Raw genomic sequence first — 16,986 nt, forward strand, 5'->3', positions numbered from 1 at the left:
TAAGTCTTGCGCGCTTTGTTTCCATGCCCTGGCTCGCAGGAGGCCGCCGTGTCGATTCATGTCGCGTTGCACCACGTTACGCATTACCGCTACGACCGCGCGGTCGAACTCGGCCCGCAGATTGTGCGTCTACGCCCGGCGGCCCACAGCCGCACGCGGATCTTGTCCTACGCGCTGAAAGTGCTGCCCGAGCAGCATTTCATCAACTGGCAGCAAGACCCCCAGGGCAATTACCTGGCGCGGCTGGTGTTTCCGGAAAAGACCAATGAGCTGCGCATCGAGGTCGACCTGGTCGCCGAGATGGCGGTGTTCAACCCGTTCGACTTTTTCCTTGAGCCCTACGCCGAAAAAATCCCCTTCAGCTACGCCGCCGATGAGCAGCGCGAGCTGGCGCCGTACCTGGAAACCTTGCCGCTGACGCCAAGGTTTGCCGCTTACCTGGCCGGCATCGACCGCACGCCGCTGCCTGCCGTGGATTTTCTGGTCGCCCTCAACCAGCGCCTGGCCGCCGATATCGGTTACCTGATCCGCATGGAGCCGGGCGTTCAGACCCCGGAGTTCACCCTGGAGAACGCCTCTGGCTCCTGTCGCGATTCGGCCTGGCTGCTGGTGCAACTACTGCGCAACCTCGGCTTGGCGGCGCGGTTTGTGTCCGGTTATTTGATCCAGCTGACTGCTGACGTCAAAGCGCTCGATGGCCCGTCCGGTACCGAAGTGGACTTCACCGACCTGCACGCCTGGTGCGAAGTGTATCTGCCCGGCGCTGGCTGGATCGGCCTGGATGCCACTTCCGGGCTGTTTGCTGGTGAAGGCCACATACCGTTGGCCTGTAGTCCCGATCCATCTTCAGCGGCGCCGATCAGTGGGTTGGTGGAACCGTGTGAGTGCGAATTCACCCACGAGATGTCGGTGGAGCGGATTTGGGAGGCGCCGCGCGTCACCAAGCCCTACACCGAAGAACAATGGCTGGCGATCCAGGCCCTGGGCCGGCAGATCGATGGCGACCTGCTCAAGGACGATGTACGCCTGACCATGGGCGGCGAGCCGACCTTCGTCTCCATCGACGACCCCGACGGCGCCGAGTGGAACACCGCCGCGCTCGGGCCGGACAAGCGTCGCCTGTCCGCCGAGCTGTTTCAGCGTATGCGCAAACACTACGCGCCCAAGGGCCTGGTGCACTTCGGGCAGGGTAAGTGGTACCCCGGCGAACAACTGCCGCGTTGGTCGCTCAATTGCTACTGGCGCCGTGACGGCGTGCCGATCTGGCACAACAGCGCGCTGATTGCCGATGAGCAGGAGGATTACGGCGCGGACGGCGTCATGGCTGGGCGCTTCCTGGCCAGTGTCGCCGAGCGTCTGAAGCTGCCGGCGCGTTTTGTGTTCCCGGCCTTCGAAGACAATTTCTACTACCTGTGGCGCGAAGGCGCGCTGCCGCAAAACGTCACCGCCCAAGACCCGCGCCTGAGCGACGACCTGGAGCGCGAACGCCTACGCAAAGTGTTCAGCCAGGGCCTGGATAAAGTCATCGGCCAAGTGCTGCCGCTGGCGCGTACGGCAGCGAATGACCGTTGGCAGAGTGGTCGTTGGTACCTGCGCGATAACCATTGCCGCCTGGTGCCAGGGGATTCGCCGCTGGGCTATCGCCTGCCTTTGGCCTCGCAGCCTTGGGTCACGGCGGCGGAATATCCGTTTGTGCATCCCACTGACCCCAACCAGGATCAGCCGGAGCTGCCGACCACCACCCAACTGCAAAGCCACGGCGAACCCGCACCCAGCGATGAGCGTGTGCCAAAGGTCGACGAGTCTGCGGACTGGCTGACGCGCACGGCGCTCTGTGCCGAGGCACGGGAAGGTCGGCTGTATCTGTTTATGCCGCCGCTTGAGCGCGTCGAAGACTATCTGGAACTGGTGGCTGCCATCGAAGCTACCGCCGAAGAACTGCATTGCCCGGTATTACTGGAAGGCTACGAGCCGCCGGCTGATACACGCCTGAGCAACTTCCGCGTCACGCCGGACCCAGGTGTGATTGAGGTCAACGTGCAGCCATCCGCCACCTGGGATGAGCTGGTGGAACGCACCGAATTCCTCTACGAAGAGGCGCGGCAAACCCGGCTCACCACCGAGAAATTCATGATCGACGGGCGCCACACCGGCACCGGTGGGGGTAACCACTTTGTGCTCGGTGGCGCCACGCCCAAGGACTCACCCTTCCTGCGCCGGCCCGACCTGCTGCGCAGTCTGATCAGCTATTGGCATAACCATCCCTCCTTGTCCTACCTGTTTTCCGGGCTGTTTATAGGCCCGACCTCCCAGGCGCCACGGGTGGACGAGGCGCGCAACGACGCGCTGTACGAACTGGAAATCGCTTTCGCGCAAATGCCGGAGCCCGGCGAAGAGTGCCCGCCCTGGTTGGTGGACCGCCTGCTGCGCAACCTGCTGATCGATGTGACGGGCAACACCCACCGCGCCGAGTTCTGCATCGATAAACTCTACTCGCCGGATGGCGCCACCGGCCGCCTGGGCCTGCTGGAATTGCGTGCATTTGAGATGCCGCCCCATGCGCGCATGAGCCTGACCCAACAATTGCTGCTGCGCGCCTTGGTCGCACGTTTCTGGCGCGAACCCTATGCGCCGCCGAAACTGGCGCGCTGGGGCACCGAGCTGCACGACCGTTTCCTGTTGCCGCACTTCATCGAGCAAGACTTTGCCGACGTGATCGTCGAACTCAACGCCGCCGGTTACCCGCTACGCGCCGAATGGTTTGCCGCGCATCTGGGGTTCCGTTTCCCCAAAGTCGGCGACTATGCCGTCAGTGGTATCGAACTGGAGCTGCGCCAGGCCCTGGAACCCTGGCATGTGCTGGGCGAGGAGGGCGCCGTGGGCGGCACGGTGCGTTATGTCGATTCGTCCCTTGAGCGCCTTCAGGTGAAAGTGACCGGGCTGCCGCCGCAACGCTACCTGCTGACCTGCAACGGCATTCCGGTGCCCTTGCAACCCACCGGGCGAGTCGGCGAGTTTGTGGCCGGCGTGCGTTATCGCGCCTGGCAGCCGGCCAACTGCCTGCAACCGACCATCGCGGTGCATGCGCCGTTGGTGTTCGATTTGCTGGATACCTGGATGCAACGCTCGCTGGGCGGCTGCCAGTACCATGTCGCCCATCCGGGCGGGCGCAATTACGACAGCTTGCCGGTGAATGCCAATGAAGCGGAAAGCCGGCGCATGGCGAGGTTTTTCCGGTTGGGGCATAGCCCTGGGACGCTTCCGGTGCCGGCAGTCGTCATCAACGATGAGTTGCCGATGACCTTGGACTTGCGGCGTTTCCCCAATAAAAATGACTAAACGCCGGTCCAGAATGTGGGAGCTGGCTTGCCTGCGATAGCGATTTATCAGTCACCAACACTGTCGACTGAACCACCGCCATCGCAGGCAAGCCAGCTCCCACATTAGATCGTAGTGAATTTGAATTAAACTGTGGCCCCCTTGCCTCTGCCGAGCGTTCCATGTCCGATTTGCTCGACCGTTACCCGCTGACCGCGGGCACCTATCACGAACTGCTGGACGACGGCGGCGCGGTGCGTGCGCATTGGCAGCGCCTGCTCGACCACCTGCAACGCAGCACACCCGCGCAACTGGCCCAACGCCAGGCGCTGCTGACCCGGCAGATCCAGGAAAACGGCGTGACCTATAACGTCTACGCCGACCCCAAGGGCGCCGACCGCCCATGGGAGCTTGACCTGTTGCCCCACGTGCTCGCAGCCGATGAGTGGCAGCACCTGTCGGCCGGTATTGCCCAGCGTGCACGGCTGCTCAATGCCGTGCTGGCCGACCTTTATGGCCCGCAGCGCCTGATCAAGGAAGGCTTGCTGCCGGCCGAGCTGGTGTTTGGGCACAACAACTTCCTGTGGCCGTGCCAAGGCATTCAACCGCCGGACGGCGCGTTTCTGCACCTGTACGCCGTGGACCTGGCGCGCACCCCGGATGGCCGCTGGTGGGTCACCGCCGACCGCACACAGGCGCCGTCGGGTGCGGGCTACGCGCTGGAGAACCGCACCATCGTGTCCCGCGCGTTCCCGGACCTGTACCGTGATCTGCAAGTGCAGCACCTCACGGGGTTCTTCCGTACGCTCCAGGAAACCTTGGTCCGACAGGCGCCCGGGGATGATCAACAGCCTCTGATCGTTCTGCTCACGCCGGGCCGATTCAACGAAAGTTACTTTGAACACCTCTACCTCGCCCGCCAACTCGGCTACCCGCTGGTGGAAGGCGGCGACCTCACCGTGCGTGACAGCACGGTGTTCCTGAAAACCCTCAGCGGCCTGCGCCGGGTGCACGCAATCATGCGTCGTCTCGACGACGACTTCTGCGACCCACTGGAGCTGCGCACCGACTCAGCCCTTGGCGTCCCCGGTCTGCTCGATGCGGTGCGCCAAGGCAATGTGTTGGTGGCCAATGCGTTGGGCAGCGGTGTGCTGGAGTCGCCCGGTTTGCTCGGCTTCCTGCCGAAGATCAACGAATTTCTGTTCGGTGAAGCACTGATCCTGCCGTCCATTGCCACGTGGTGGTGCGGTGAAGCGCCGGTGCTGGCCGAAGCTCTGGAAAAGTTGCCGGAGCTGCTGATAAAACCGGCTTTCCCGTCGCAAAGTTTCGCGCCGGTATTCGGCCGTGACCTGAACGACGAAGAGCGCCAAGCCCTGGCCGAACGCATGCGCGCGCGGCCGTACGCCTACGTCGCCCAGGAACTGGCGCAACTGTCCCAGGCGCCGGTGTGGCACACCGTGGATGACCACCTGCAACATCGCGCCATCGGCATGCGTGTTTATGCCGTGGCCAGCGCCGACGGTTATCGCGTGCTTCCCGGCGGCCTGACCCGCGTGGCCGCCGAGGCCGATGCCGAAGTGGTGTCGATGCAACGCGGAGGCGCCAGCAAAGACACCTGGGTGCTCGGCGAACGCGCGGCCGGTAGCGAACACTGGCGTGCGCAACGCGCCATTGGTGCCCATGACCTGGTGCGCCGCGATCCGTATCTGCCGTCGCGGGTGGTGGAAAATCTGTTCTGGTTTGGTCGTTACTGCGAGCGCTGCGATGACAGCGCGCGCTGGTTGCGCGTGGTGCTGGCGCGGTATGTCGATGGCGATGACGCGCTGGCCTTGCAGGCGGCGGTGGAATTGGGTGAAAACCTGCGCCTGCTGCCGGAAGAGGGCGAATTGCCAGAACGACTGCTCGCGGCCTTGCTCGGTGATGACTGGCCCTCGAGCCTGCGCGCCAACCTGCAACGCTTGCAGTGGGCGGCGTCCCAGGTGCGCGGCAAGTTGTCCCGGGAAAACTGGCAGGCGCTGGTAGAGCTGCAACGCGAAGCCCTGGAGCTGGAAAGCGAGGCGCCGGACTTTGGTGAATTGCTGGACTTCCTCAACCGCCTGGTGATGTCCCTGGCGGCGCTGTCCGGGTTTGCCCTGGACGACATGACCCGCGATGAAGGCTGGCGTTTTTTGATGATGGGCCGGCGCATCGAGCGTCTGCAATTTCTCAGCAGCAGCCTTGCCGCATTCTTGCGGGGCGTGGCGGTGTTCGATCAGGCCGGGCTGGAGTGGTTGCTGGAGCTGGGCAACAGCAGCATCACCTATCGCTCGCGCTACCTGGCGGTGCCGCAGTTGATCCCGGTGCTCGACCTGTTGCTGCTGGACGAGCAGAACCCGCATGCGGTGTTGTTCCAGCTCAAACTGGTCAGCCGTACCCTGCGACGTCTCAACGACGATTTCGGTGTACCCCGGGAAACAGGTCTCGCGCCGTTGGTGGAGCGCCTGTCGCGTTTCGACCTGGGCTGCCTGGAGAACCCCCTGTTTGGCGAATCCAGCGTGCGTGCCGCGTTGGATGGCCTGGCCGACCTGCTGCAAGCGGTGGCCGATGAAAGTGGCCAAGTGTCGGATCGCCTGGCCTTGCGCCACTTTGCCCATGTGGATGATGTCAGCCAACAAACGGTGTCGGTGTGATGAGTGCGCGCTACCAGATTTTCCACGATACCCATTATCACTACGACAGCCCGGTGTCCTTGGCCCAGCAGTTGGCGCATCTGTGGCCACGGCCGTGCGCCTGGCAGCGTTGCAGCTCGCAGCAGCTGGAGATCAGCCCGGAGCCGACGTCGCGCCGCGATGAACTGGATGTGTTCGGCAACCCGATCACCCGCCTTGCGTTCGAACGTCCCCATGATGAATTGCTGGTGAATGCCGGGCTGACCGTGGAAGTGCTGGCGCGACCGGTGCTGGATTTCCAACAATCGCCGGCCTGGGACCAGACCCGCGACAGCCTGACCTACAGCTGCCATCCCATGTCCCTTGAGTTGATCGAAGCCTGCCGCTATCGCTTCGAATCGCCCTACGTGCACTTGAAGCAAACGTTCGTGGAGTTCTCCGAAAGCTGTTTCCCGCCTGGTCAGCCGTTGCTGCTGGGCGTGCAGGCGCTGATGGAAAAGATCTTCAGCGAATTCACCTTCGATGCCGAGGCCACCCAGGTCGCGACGCCGTTGGTGGAAGTGCTGGAGCGCCGGCGCGGTGTGTGCCAGGACTTTGCTCACCTGATGTTGGCGTGCCTGCGCTCGCGGGGCCTGGCGGCGCGCTATATCAGTGGCTACCTGCTCACCCAGCCACCCCCCGGCCAGCCACGGCTGATCGGCGCCGATGCGTCCCACGCGTGGGTCTCGGTGTATTGCCCGGTATCAGGTTGGGTGGATTTTGATCCGACAAACAATGTGCAGCCGGCTCTGGAGCACATCACCCTGGCCTGGGGCCGGGATTTTTCCGATGTGTCGCCGTTGCGAGGGGTGATTCTGGGGGGAGGGAGCCATGACCCGGAGGTTCGGGTGACGGTGATGCCGCTGGAGTAGAGGTGGATTGTGCCGAGCCGGTCTGGCCGGCTCAGCACAAAGGAAATTATTCAGCCGGATCTTTCGGTGTTTCCGTTTCGTCTACTGCCACTTCACCTTCCGCATCCGGGTTCAGTGCGCCCGCTTCTTCGTCAGCAGCGGCTTTCTTGCGTTGCAGTTTTTCCTCTTTCTTCTGTTCCTTGGCCAAGTCTCTCTGACGTTTGGCGAAGGAGTAATTAGGTTTGGCCATGGGCGATCCTCTAAGGTCGAAGGTGAGGGTGGGCGGCGCGCAGCTGCCTTGGGTCGCTATGGTAGCAGCTTAGCAGCGCGCTTGGGCCTCACTTACCGCAGGCGTAGGCAGCCAGCAGGCCGTTGAACAGTTGGTTGAGGTGCATGGCGTAGGCTCCAAGGGGAATGAGCCGATCATAGGCAGGTGCCGGTACTTTGGCTGGTAGATTGTGTTGATAGGTCTGATAGCCTAAAGTTGTATACAATCTGTTGATTCAGATCATAAGAATTTCGGCCTGCTTGAGGCACCCTTGTCGCAATACGCTTTTTTTAAACCCTGCCTTGGAGATTCACATGTTTGCCAAACTCGTTGCTGTTTCCCTGCTCACTCTGGCGAGCGGCCAGTTGCTTGCTGCAGAGTGCAAGGTCACCGTCGACTCCACTGACCAGATGTCCTTCAATACCAAAGCCATCGAAATTGACAAGAGCTGCAAGACCTTCACCGTCGAGCTGACTCACTCCGGCAACCTGCCGAAAAACGTCATGGGCCACAACTGGGTGCTGACCAGTGCCGCCAACATGCAGCCAGTTGCCACTGACGGCATGGCCGCCGGCATCGACAAAGACTACTTGAAGCCAGGTGACGATCGCATTATCGCCCACACCAAGATCATCGGTGCTGGCGAGAAAGACGCGGTAACCTTCGACGTGTCGAAGCTGGCCGCCGGTACTGATTACGCGTTCTTCTGCTCGTTCCCGGGCCACATCTCGATGATGAAAGGTACTGTGACCGTTAAGTAAGCCGACGCCGGTCGAAAAAAAAGCGCCCCGAAGGGCGCTTTTTTGTGGGCGGTCAGTTGAACCGAGTCATCGTTCATCGCAGTCAAGCCAGCTCCCACATTCAACCGCATTCTCATGCTGGAACCCGGTCAACTGTGGGAGCTGGCTTGCCTGCGATAGCGGTCTAACAGTCAACACAAGCCTATCTGGCTCACCTCACGGCGCAAACGGCATCACCCGCTTGTGCTCAGTCTTGCGATACGTCTCACAGATAATCCGGAACGCTTCCTCGCGCACCGGCTCGCCGTGCAGGAACGCATCGATCTCGGTGTAGGTCACGCCATGTGACGCTTCGTCCGGCTTGCCCGGCGAGAGGTCTTCCAGGTCCGCCGTCGGCACTTTCTCCACCAACGACTCAGGCGCACCAAAGTGCCGTGCAATCGCGCGCACCTGGTTCTTCACCAGCCCGCTCAATGGCGCCAGATCGCACGCGCCGTCACCAAACTTGGTGAAAAAGCCCATCACCGCTTCTGCCGCATGGTCGGTGCCAATCACCAGCCCACCGGCCGCGCCGGCGATGGTGTACTGCGCCACCATGCGCATGCGCGCCTTGGTGTTGCCCAGCACGAAATCGCGGGACACCGAAGCCTTGCCTTCAAACGCTGCCACTTCATTGGCCAGGGCTTTCACCGCCGGGCCGATGTTCACGGTGTGGCGCTCGTCCGGTTCGATAAAGTCCACCGAGGCCTGGGCGTCGATTTCGTCGAACTGGGTTTCGTAGGGCAGGCGCACGGCGATAAAACGGTAGGCGTCATCCCCGGTGCTGGCGCGTAGTTCCTGCATCGCGCGTTGGGCCAACAGGCCGGCGGTCAGGGAGTCGACGCCACCGCTGATGCCCAGCACCAACGCTTTGAGCCCGGAATTGCGCAGGCAGTCCTGGATAAAGGTCACGCGCCGGGCAACCTCGGCCTCGAGGGCTGCCGGGTCTTTGAACGGCGCTTGGACCTTGAGCTGTTCAGCAATCTCACGCTGTACGGCTTGCATGATTCACTCCTTGCTAGAGATGGCAGGTACTTTGAAAACATGACGCAAATAGGCGACGAAATTCGGGTCGGTGCAGTGGGTCTTGCCCGCTTCATCGGAAATCTTCGCGACGGGCTGGCCATTGCAGGCGGTCATTTTAAGCACGATGCTCATCGGCTCGACACCTGGAATGTCGCAGGTCAGGTTGGTGCCAATGCCAAAGCTCACATTGATCCGACCCCGCAGTGCGCGGAATATCTCCAGGGCCTTGGGCAATGACAGGCTGTCGGAGAACACCAGAGTCTTGCTCATCGGCTCGATACCCAGCTTATGATAATGGGCGATGGCTTTTTCCGCCCATTGCACCGGGTCGCCGGAGTCATGGCGCAGGCCGTCGAACAGCTTGGCGAAGTACAAATCGAAGTCGCCGAGGAACGCGTCGGTGGTGATGCAATCGGTCAGGGCAATGCCCAGCAGCCCACGGTACTCGCGGACCCAGCAATCGAGTGCGGCGATCTGGCTGTCGATCAGGCGCGGGCCGAGTTGCTGGTGGGCCATGATCCATTCGTGGGCCATGGTGCCCAGCGGTTTCATATCGAATTCGCGGGCCAGGTGCACGTTGCTGGTGCCGACAAAACGCCCTGGGAAATCATGCTTGAGCACGCTGACCACTTCTTCCTGCACGCGGTACGAGAAGCGCCGGCGCGTGCCGAAGTCGGCCACTTGCAGCTCTGACAGCTCATCGCTGCTGGCATTTGCCGTCAGCCAGTCGAATTTGCGATACAACTGCTCGCGGGCCTGTTCGAGGATCACGGTCTGGTAGCGGTAGCGGTTACGCACTTCGCTGACGATGGCCAGCATTGGCACCTCAAACAGGATCACATGCAGCCACGGCCCGCGCAGGCGGATGAACAATTCGCCGTTCTCGATGCCGGTTTGCACGTAGCGCAGGTTGAAGCGGAACAGCCCGAGAAAGCGCAAAAAATCCGGCTTCATGAAGCTGATGCGTTCGAGGAAACCCAGTTGGTCCGGGCTCAGGCTCAGCTCGGCGAGGCGTTCGATCTGGTAGCGGATCTCCGCCAGGTACGGGCGCAGGTCTTCGCTGTTTCGGCAACGAAACTCCCATTCAACTTCCACGTTGGGGTAGTTGTGCAGCACCGCCTGCATCATGGTCAGCTTGTAGAAGTCGGTGTCGAGCAAGTTCTGCACGATGCGATCGGCAAACACACTCTCGCTCATAACGGGAATCTCCAGACGGGTCGGCAATGGGCGCCGACCTTTACGCACAATTAGGGAAGAGGGCTAGTGGCGCATAGACCTGTGTTGTTTTGCCAGTGATTTTTTTGCCAAGGCCACCGGCGCTTTCGCGAGCAAGCCCGCTCCCACACTTGGAATGCATTTCAAACTGTGGGAGCGGGCTTGCTCGCGAAAGCGATATTCCAGGCACTAAATAACCTGCTCCATCATCCACTTCACAAATTCGCGCACCTTGGGCACTTCCGCCGAATGCTCCGGATACGCCAGGAAATACGCATCCTGACTCGGCATTGCGTGCTGCCAAGGGATCACCAGCGTGCCATCCGCCAGTTCCTCTTCCACCAGAAAGCGCGGCAGCAAGGCCACGCCACAGCCGACCTGGGCCGCACGAATGCACATATAAAAGGTGTCAAAACGCGGTCCGTGATAGCTGTGCTCGGTGTGGAAGCCCTGGCTGGCAAACCAGTCATGCCACCCCTGGGGCCGTGAGGCGTTTTGCAGCAGGACCAGGTCGCTGAGTTGCGTGGGATCGGTGAACGGCTGCGCGGGCAGGCTTTCGGGGGCGCACACCGGCACCAGCTCTTCGCTGAACAATTTCAGACTCTCGGTGCCGGGGCGTGAGCCCTGGCCAAAGTAGAAGGCCATGTCGGCCTTGCCTTGCAGCAGCTCGTCCGGCTCCTGCTCGTTGCACAGGTCCAGGTGGATCTGCGGATGACGCAGGCGCCAGCCCTTGAGGCGCGGTACCAGCCAGCGCGCGCCAAAGGTGTAGGGCGTAGACACCCGCAACACTTCGGTCTCGCCGCCGTAGGAACGCAGGTAGTGGGTGGACATCTCCACCTGCGTGAGGATCTTGCGCACTTCCACCAGGTACAGGTCGCCCGCTGGCGTCATCTGCAAGCGGCGGCGCACCCGGCGAAACAGCAGGTGTTGCAACAACTCTTCCAGCTGCGCCACCTGCTTGCTCACCGCGCTCTGCGTGAGGTTCAGTTCCTCGGCGGCGCGGGTGAAACTCAGGTGGCGGGTGGCGGCTTCGAAACACTGCAAGGCAGTGATCGAGGGCAAATGTCTTTTATTGAGCACGGCACGCCTCTTTTTATTCTTTGCATGAATAAACGGAATGATATCTCGCCTAATCGTCGTTTGTTGGCAAGTCTTCGGCCAGCTACAAATAAGCCCTGGATCGCCGTGTCTGTCGGCGGCGCAATTTTCTGTTTGCAGATTGAAGGAGTGACCCATGGTTGCCGCATTGCTTGAACGTCTCGGGGTAAACCCGGCGCTGTACCAGTCGGGGAAACAACCCGTGCATTCGCCGATCGATGGCAGCCGTATCGGCAGCGTGAACTGGGAAGGTGCCGCCGAGGTGGAGCAACAGGTCAGTCGCGCCGAGCATGCATTCGAGGCCTGGCGCAACGTGCCGGCACCACGCCGCGGCGAACTGGTGCGTCAGTTCGGTGATGTGTTGCGCGAGTACAAGGCCGACCTCGGCGAGCTGGTGTCCTGGGAAGCCGGCAAGATCACCCAGGAAGGCCTGGGTGAAGTGCAGGAAATGATCGACATCTGCGACTTCGCCGTCGGCCTGTCGCGCCAGCTGTACGGTTTGACCATCGCCTCCGAACGCCCGGGCCACCATATGCGTGAAACCTGGCACCCGCTGGGCGTGGTCGGCGTGATCAGCGCCTTCAACTTCCCGGTCGCCGTGTGGGCGTGGAACACCACCCTGGCGCTGGTGTGCGGCAACGCGGTGATCTGGAAACCCTCGGAAAAGACCCCGCTTACCGCGCTGGCTTGCCAGGCGCTGTTCGAGCGTGTGTTGAAGAAATTCGACGGCGCGCCCGAGTACCTCAGCCAAGTGATCATCGGCGGCCGCGACGCCGGCGCCGCGCTGGTGGATGACCCGCGCGTCGGGTTGATCAGCGCCACCGGCAGCACCCGCATGGGCCGCGAAGTGGCACCGAAAGTCGCCGCACGGTTTGCCCGCAGCATCCTGGAGCTGGGCGGCAACAACGCAATGATCCTCGGCCCAAGCGCCGACCTGGACATGGCCGTGCGCGCCATCCTGTTCAGCGCGGTCGGCACGGCCGGCCAGCGTTGCACCACCCTACGCCGGCTGATCGCCCACGAGTCGGTGAAGGAGGAAATCGTCACCCGCCTCAAGGCCGCCTATTCCAAGGTGCGCATCGGCCACCCGCTGGAAGGCAACCTGATCGGCCCACTGATCGACAAACACGGCTTCGAGAACATGCAGGACGCCCTGGAGCAAGCCTTGAGCGAAGGCGGCAAGGTGTTCGGCGGCAAGCGCCAACTGCAAGACACATTCCCTAACGCCTACTACGTGTCGCCGGCCATCGTGGAAATGCCCGAGCAAAGCGACGTGGTGTGCACTGAAACGTTCGCGCCGATTCTTTACGTGATTGGCTACACCGATTTCGCTGAAGCCCTGCGTCTGAACAACGCCGTGCCTCAAGGTTTGTCGTCATGCATCTTCACTACCGATGTGCGCGAAGCCGAGCAGTTCATGTCGGCCGTGGGCAGTGACTGCGGCATCGCCAACGTCAACATCGGCCCGAGCGGCGCGGAAATCGGCGGCGCGTTTGGCGGTGAGAAAGAAACGGGCGGTGGGCGTGAATCGGGTTCGGATGCGTGGCGCGGGTATATGCGTCGGCAGACCAATACGGTGAACTACTCGTTGGAACTGCCATTGGCCCAGGGTATTACCTTCGACTGATCTCTCAGTCGGAGTGAGGTCAGAATGTGGGAGCTGGCTTGCCTGCGATAGCATCACTTCGGTCTAGCTGATACACCGAGGTGCCTGCATCGCAGGCAAGCCAGCTCCCACCGTTGATTGGGTTTACAACCCTGAAACTGTTGTTTGTTAGGTCTCATCGGAGTCTGGCAATGGCACTGCGCGAAACATGTTTGTGGGAACACCTCACCCCTGGCCGGCCAGACCGCGCCGCGCTCAAGGGCGACGTCAAGGTGGATGTGTGCGTGATCGGCGCCGGGATCACCGGGCTGTCGGCGGCCATCCACTTGCTGGAACAGGGTAAAAGCGTTGCCGTGCTGGAGGCCCATCGCACCGGCCACGGCGGTTCGGGGCGCAACGTCGGGTTGGTCAATGCCGGGATGTGGATCCCGCCGGATGAGATCGAAGCCGGTTTCGGCGAGGCGGTGGGCAGCCAGCTCAACCGCATGCTGGGGGCGGCGCCGTCGCTGGTGTTCAGCCTGATCGACAAATACAACATCGACTGCCAATTGCGCCGCGAGGGCACGTTGCACATGGCGCACAACGCCCGTGGCGAAGCAGATTTGCGCAGTCGTGAAGAACAATGGAAACGCCGGGGCGCGCCGGTGGAATTGCTCACCGGCCAAGCCTGCGAGCAAGCCACTGGCACTAAGAAAATCGCTGCCGCCTTGCTGGATCGGCGCGCCGGCACCTTGAATCCAATGGCTTACACCAGTGGTTTGGCGAATGCGGCTGTCGGCCTTGGCGGGCAGTTGTTCGACCATTCCCCAGTCACCCAGCTCGAACGCCAAGGTGCGCACTGGTCGGTGCAGACTGCCCAAGGCTCAGTGCAGGCTGCACAGGTGGTCATCGCCTCAAATGCCTACACCGAAGGCGAATGGACCGAGCTGCGGCGCAATTTCTTCCCCGGTTACTACTACCAGGTCGCGTCGGCCCCGCTGACGGGGGACGCCGCCCAGCAAATCCTCCCCGGCGGCCAAGGTTCGTGGGATACGCGCCAGGTGCTGAGCAGCATTCGCCGCGATGCCGATGGCCGCCTGTTGCTCGGTAGCCTGGGCAACGGAAACCAGAAACCGGCTTGGTTCCTCGAGGCGTGGGCCGATCGGGTGCAGCAGCATTACTTCCCGTACCTCAAATCGGTGCAGTGGGAATACACCTGGACCGGCTGCATTGCCTTCACTCCGGACCACTTGATGCGCCTGTTCGAACCCGCCCCTGGCCTGGTGGCAGTAACGGGCTATAACGGGCGCGGCGTGACCACCGGCAGCGTGGTGGGCAAGGCGTTCGCCGACTACGTGTGTCACCAGAATCCACAGGCATTGCCGATCCCCTTCGCGCCTATGCAACCGCTGGCTGGGGTGGGCCTGCGCAGCTGTCTTTATGAAGCCGGATTTTCGCTGTATCACGCGGGCCAATGCCTGAGGATCGTGATCTGATCAGCGAAATACCGCTCAAAAGCCTGCATTTTCTTAGCAGGCTACTAATCTGTATTGGTGCAAGTCGTAGCAGTCACGCACTGTAAATGTGCAGTTCCGTTACGCCGTTTGTTACAGCGGTAGGAACTGTCGTTTATGGGGTTGGTTGCAGGTGCGACCTGTCGAGGTTGTACTTTTTCGATCCATTGGTTGCACCTTCTGATGCTAGACGGTTGCACGTCCTTGCGATGGGCGCTGAAACGCCTGCAATAACAATGACACCGTGTCTTTTTGAAGAATAAAAACGTAGTGGCACGCGCCTTGCTCTGAGCTTTCAGTGAAAAGTTTGAACGCAAGTTGTCGTGCCAAAAATCAAAAATATCGGAGCACCACTCATGTCCCAGACGTTTTACAAGAAAGGTTTCCTGGCCCTCGCCGTTGCAGCGGCGCTGGGTGTTTCTGCGTTTGTTCAAGCTGATGTGAAGATTGGCGTTGCGGGGCCGATGACTGGCGCCAACGCCTCTTTCGGTGAGCAGTACATGAAGGGTGCCCAAGCGGCAGCCGATGCGATCAACAAGGCCGGCGGCATTAACGGTGAGCAGATCAAGCTGGTCGCCGGCGACGATGCCTGCGAACCCAAGCAGGCCGTAGCCGTGGCCAACCGGCTGGTCGACCAGGACAAAGTGATCGGCGTGGTCGGGCACTTCTGCTCGTCGAACACCATCCCGGCGTCCGAGGTGTATAACGACGCGGGCGTGATCGCCATCACCCCAGGTTCCACCAACCCACAAGTGACCGAGCGCGGCATGAGCGCAATGTTCCGTATGTGCGGGCGTGACGACCAGCAGGGCATCGTGGCCGGCGACTATATCGTCGACGTGCTCAAGGGCAAGAAAATTGCCGTGATCAACGACAAAGACACCTACGGCAAAGGCCTGGCTGACGCCACTGCTGCCCAGTTGACCAAGCGCGGCGTCAAGCCGGTGCTGGAAGAAGGCCTGACCCGTGGCGAGAAAGACTTCAGTGCTCTGGTCACCAAAATCCGTTCTACCGGCGCTGACGTCGTGTACTTCGGCGGACTGCACCCGGAAGCCGGTCCTTTGGTTCGCCAACTGCGTGAAGCCGGCCTGAAAGATGTGAAGTTCATGTCCGATGACGGCGTAGTGACCGACGAATTGGTCACCACCGCAGGCGGCAAGCAATACGTGGACGGCGTCTACATGACCTTTGGCGCCGACCCGCGCCTGTTGCCCGAAAGCAAGGCCGTGGTGGAAGAGTTCCGCAAAGCCGGCTACGAGCCTGAAGGCTACACCTTGTACGCCTACGCCTCGCTCCAGGCCCTGGCCGCCGGCTTCAACGGTGCCAAGTCCGACAAAGGCGAAGACGCCGCCAAGTGGCTCAAGGCCAACCCTGTGAAAACCGTGATGGGCGAGAAGACCTGGGACGCCAAGGGCGACCTGAAAGTCTCCGACTATGTGGTTTACCAGTGGGACAAGGAAGGCAAATACCACCAGTTGGAAAAACAGAAATAAGCGTAAACACGATCACTCCGGCAACACAGAGCCAATGTGGGAGCCGGGCTTGCCCGCGATGACGGACTGGCAGTCAGCACGTGTGTTGAATCTGAAACCGCTATCGCAGGCAAGCCAGCTCCCACAATGGATCGCAGTTGTCAGTCCCATCGTGTCAGGCAACAAGATCTGTCTTTTCCTCCAGAAGCGCCGCACACCCACCGGTGTGCAGGTGCTCACCGCGTGAGATTGCGTTATGGATGGTATTTTCCTGCAGCAACTGGTCAACGGCCTGACCCTCGGGTCGGTCTATGGCCTGATCGCCATCGGCTACACAATGGTCTATGGCATCATTGGCATGATCAACTTCGCCCACGGCGAGGTTTATATGATTTCCGCTTACCTCGCGGCGATCAGTCTGGCACTGCTGGCTTACTTCGGCATCGAATCCTTTCCGCTGCTCATTCTTGGCACCTTGGTCTTCACCGTCGTCGTCACCGGCGTTTACGGTTGGGTCATCGAACGTGTCGCCTACAAACCGCTGCGTAACTCCACCCGCCTGGCACCGCTGATCAGCGCCATCGGGATTTCCCTGATCCTGCAGAACTACGCGCAGATCGCCCAGGGCGCCAAGCAACAAGGTATTCCAACCTTGCTGGCAGGGGCCTGGCGTGTCGACATCGGCACCGGGTTCGTGCAGCTCACGTACACCAAGGTGTTCATCCTCGTGGCGGCGTTTGCCGGCATGGCGTTGCTGACCTACATCATCAAATACACCAAGCTCGGCCGCATGTGCCGCGCGACCCAGCAAGACCGCAAGATGGCCTCGATCCTCGGCATCAACACCGACCGGGTGATCTCCTATGTGTTTGTCATCGGTGCCGCCATGGCTGCACTGGCCGGCGTGCTGATCACCCTCAACTACGGCACCTTCGATTTCTATGCCGGCTTCATCATCGGCATCAAGGCGTTTACCGCGGCGGTACTCGGCGGCATCGGCTCCCTGCCAGGGGCGATGTTGGGCGGGATTATCCTGGGTATCTCCGAGTCGCTGTTCTCGGGGTTGATCAACTCTGACTACAAAGACGTGTTCAGTTTCTCCCTGCTGGTGGTGATTCTGATTTTCCGTCCTCAGGGCCTGCTTGGTCGCCCACTCGTGGCTAAGGTGTAAAC

12 protein-coding genes are annotated in these 16,986 nt (G+C 61.4%); 8 read left to right on the top strand and 4 right to left on the bottom strand.

The window, feature by feature from the left end; all coding sequences use genetic code 11:
- Nucleotides 1-48 precede the first annotated feature (48 nt).
- The 3 genes from HU722_RS03620 (at nucleotide 49) to HU722_RS03630 (ending at nucleotide 6,877) form a co-directional block, all read left to right on the top strand.
- On the top strand, nucleotides 49-3,339 hold the full coding sequence (locus HU722_RS03620; RefSeq protein WP_065874349.1) for a transglutaminase family protein: 3,291 nt from the start codon (nucleotides 49-51) through the stop codon (nucleotides 3,337-3,339).
- Nucleotides 3,340-3,500: 161 nt separating this feature from the next.
- Nucleotides 3,501-5,987: a circularly permuted type 2 ATP-grasp protein gene (locus HU722_RS03625; protein WP_065874348.1), complete on the top strand. Its 2,487-nt coding sequence runs from the start codon at nucleotides 3,501-3,503 to the stop codon at nucleotides 5,985-5,987.
- Nucleotides 5,987-6,877 (top strand): transglutaminase family protein, encoded by an 891-nt coding sequence (locus HU722_RS03630; protein WP_065874347.1) that lies wholly within the window; start codon nucleotides 5,987-5,989, stop codon nucleotides 6,875-6,877. Before HU722_RS03625 ends, HU722_RS03630 begins: the two co-directional genes overlap by 1 nt.
- 46 nt (nucleotides 6,878-6,923) lie before the next feature.
- On the opposite strand, the gene HU722_RS03635 is transcribed toward HU722_RS03630, so the two are convergent.
- The gene (locus tag HU722_RS03635; RefSeq protein WP_065874346.1) at nucleotides 6,924-7,106 is read right to left on the bottom strand and encodes a hypothetical protein; all 183 of its coding nucleotides are present in this window, start codon (nucleotides 7,104-7,106) and stop codon (nucleotides 6,924-6,926) included.
- A 332-nt stretch (nucleotides 7,107-7,438) separates the two neighbouring features.
- On the opposite strand from HU722_RS03635, the gene azu reads away from it, so the two are divergent.
- Nucleotides 7,439-7,885 (top strand): azurin, encoded by a 447-nt coding sequence (azu, locus tag HU722_RS03640; protein ID WP_065874345.1) that lies wholly within the window; start codon nucleotides 7,439-7,441, stop codon nucleotides 7,883-7,885.
- A 195-nt stretch (nucleotides 7,886-8,080) separates the two neighbouring features.
- On the opposite strand, the gene nadE is transcribed toward azu, so the two are convergent.
- The 3 genes from nadE to HU722_RS03655 form a co-directional block, all read right to left on the bottom strand.
- Nucleotides 8,081-8,908 (bottom strand): NAD(+) synthase, encoded by an 828-nt coding sequence (gene nadE / locus HU722_RS03645; protein WP_065874344.1) that lies wholly within the window; start codon nucleotides 8,906-8,908, stop codon nucleotides 8,081-8,083.
- Between the two features lie 3 nt (nucleotides 8,909-8,911).
- A complete protein-coding gene (gene pncB / locus HU722_RS03650; RefSeq protein WP_012721934.1) occupies nucleotides 8,912-10,126 on the bottom strand; it encodes a nicotinate phosphoribosyltransferase in 1,215 nt (404 codons plus the stop codon).
- Between the two features lie 207 nt (nucleotides 10,127-10,333).
- Complete coding sequence (locus tag HU722_RS03655) at nucleotides 10,334-11,224, bottom strand: LysR family transcriptional regulator (RefSeq protein ID WP_065889092.1); 891 nt, start codon at nucleotides 11,222-11,224, stop codon at nucleotides 10,334-10,336.
- A gap of 154 nt (nucleotides 11,225-11,378) precedes the next feature.
- On the opposite strand from HU722_RS03655, the gene amaB reads away from it, so the two are divergent.
- The 4 genes from amaB to HU722_RS03675 all read left to right on the top strand — a co-directional run bounded on the left by amaB (nucleotide 11,379) and on the right by HU722_RS03675 (nucleotide 16,984).
- Nucleotides 11,379-12,869, top strand: a complete 1,491-nt coding sequence (amaB, locus tag HU722_RS03660; RefSeq protein ID WP_065889090.1) for an L-piperidine-6-carboxylate dehydrogenase — start codon at nucleotides 11,379-11,381, stop codon at nucleotides 12,867-12,869.
- A gap of 170 nt (nucleotides 12,870-13,039) precedes the next feature.
- Nucleotides 13,040-14,323 (top strand): L-pipecolate oxidase, encoded by a 1,284-nt coding sequence (gene amaA / locus HU722_RS03665; RefSeq protein WP_065889088.1) that lies wholly within the window; start codon nucleotides 13,040-13,042, stop codon nucleotides 14,321-14,323.
- 374 nt (nucleotides 14,324-14,697) lie between these two features.
- Nucleotides 14,698-15,834: a branched-chain amino acid ABC transporter substrate-binding protein gene (locus HU722_RS03670; protein WP_065874340.1), complete on the top strand. Its 1,137-nt coding sequence runs from the start codon at nucleotides 14,698-14,700 to the stop codon at nucleotides 15,832-15,834.
- A gap of 235 nt (nucleotides 15,835-16,069) precedes the next feature.
- Nucleotides 16,070-16,984 (top strand): ABC transporter permease subunit, encoded by a 915-nt coding sequence (locus HU722_RS03675; protein WP_048727385.1) that lies wholly within the window; start codon nucleotides 16,070-16,072, stop codon nucleotides 16,982-16,984.
- Nucleotides 16,985-16,986 lie beyond the last annotated feature (2 nt).

Origin of the sequence: Pseudomonas tritici (assembly GCF_014268275.3) — a bacterium.
Lineage (GTDB): Bacteria > Pseudomonadota > Gammaproteobacteria > Pseudomonadales > Pseudomonadaceae > Aquipseudomonas > Aquipseudomonas tritici.

Coding starts and splice junctions, on each gene's coding strand:
- HU722_RS03635 (WP_065874346.1), bottom strand. CDS start 7,106: ATGGCCAAACCTAATTACTCCTTCGCCAAACGTCAGAGAGACTTGGCC.
- HU722_RS03625 (WP_065874348.1), top strand. CDS start 3,501: ATGTCCGATTTGCTCGACCGTTACCCGCTGACCGCGGGCACCTATCAC.
- amaA (WP_065889088.1), top strand. CDS start 13,040: ATGGCACTGCGCGAAACATGTTTGTGGGAACACCTCACCCCTGGCCGG.
- HU722_RS03630 (WP_065874347.1), top strand. CDS start 5,987: ATGAGTGCGCGCTACCAGATTTTCCACGATACCCATTATCACTACGAC.
- HU722_RS03675 (WP_048727385.1), top strand. CDS start 16,070: ATGGATGGTATTTTCCTGCAGCAACTGGTCAACGGCCTGACCCTCGGG.
- pncB (WP_012721934.1), bottom strand. CDS start 10,126: ATGAGCGAGAGTGTGTTTGCCGATCGCATCGTGCAGAACTTGCTCGAC.
- HU722_RS03670 (WP_065874340.1), top strand. CDS start 14,698: ATGTCCCAGACGTTTTACAAGAAAGGTTTCCTGGCCCTCGCCGTTGCA.
- amaB (WP_065889090.1), top strand. CDS start 11,379: ATGGTTGCCGCATTGCTTGAACGTCTCGGGGTAAACCCGGCGCTGTAC.
- nadE (WP_065874344.1), bottom strand. CDS start 8,908: ATGCAAGCCGTACAGCGTGAGATTGCTGAACAGCTCAAGGTCCAAGCG.
- azu (WP_065874345.1), top strand. CDS start 7,439: ATGTTTGCCAAACTCGTTGCTGTTTCCCTGCTCACTCTGGCGAGCGGC.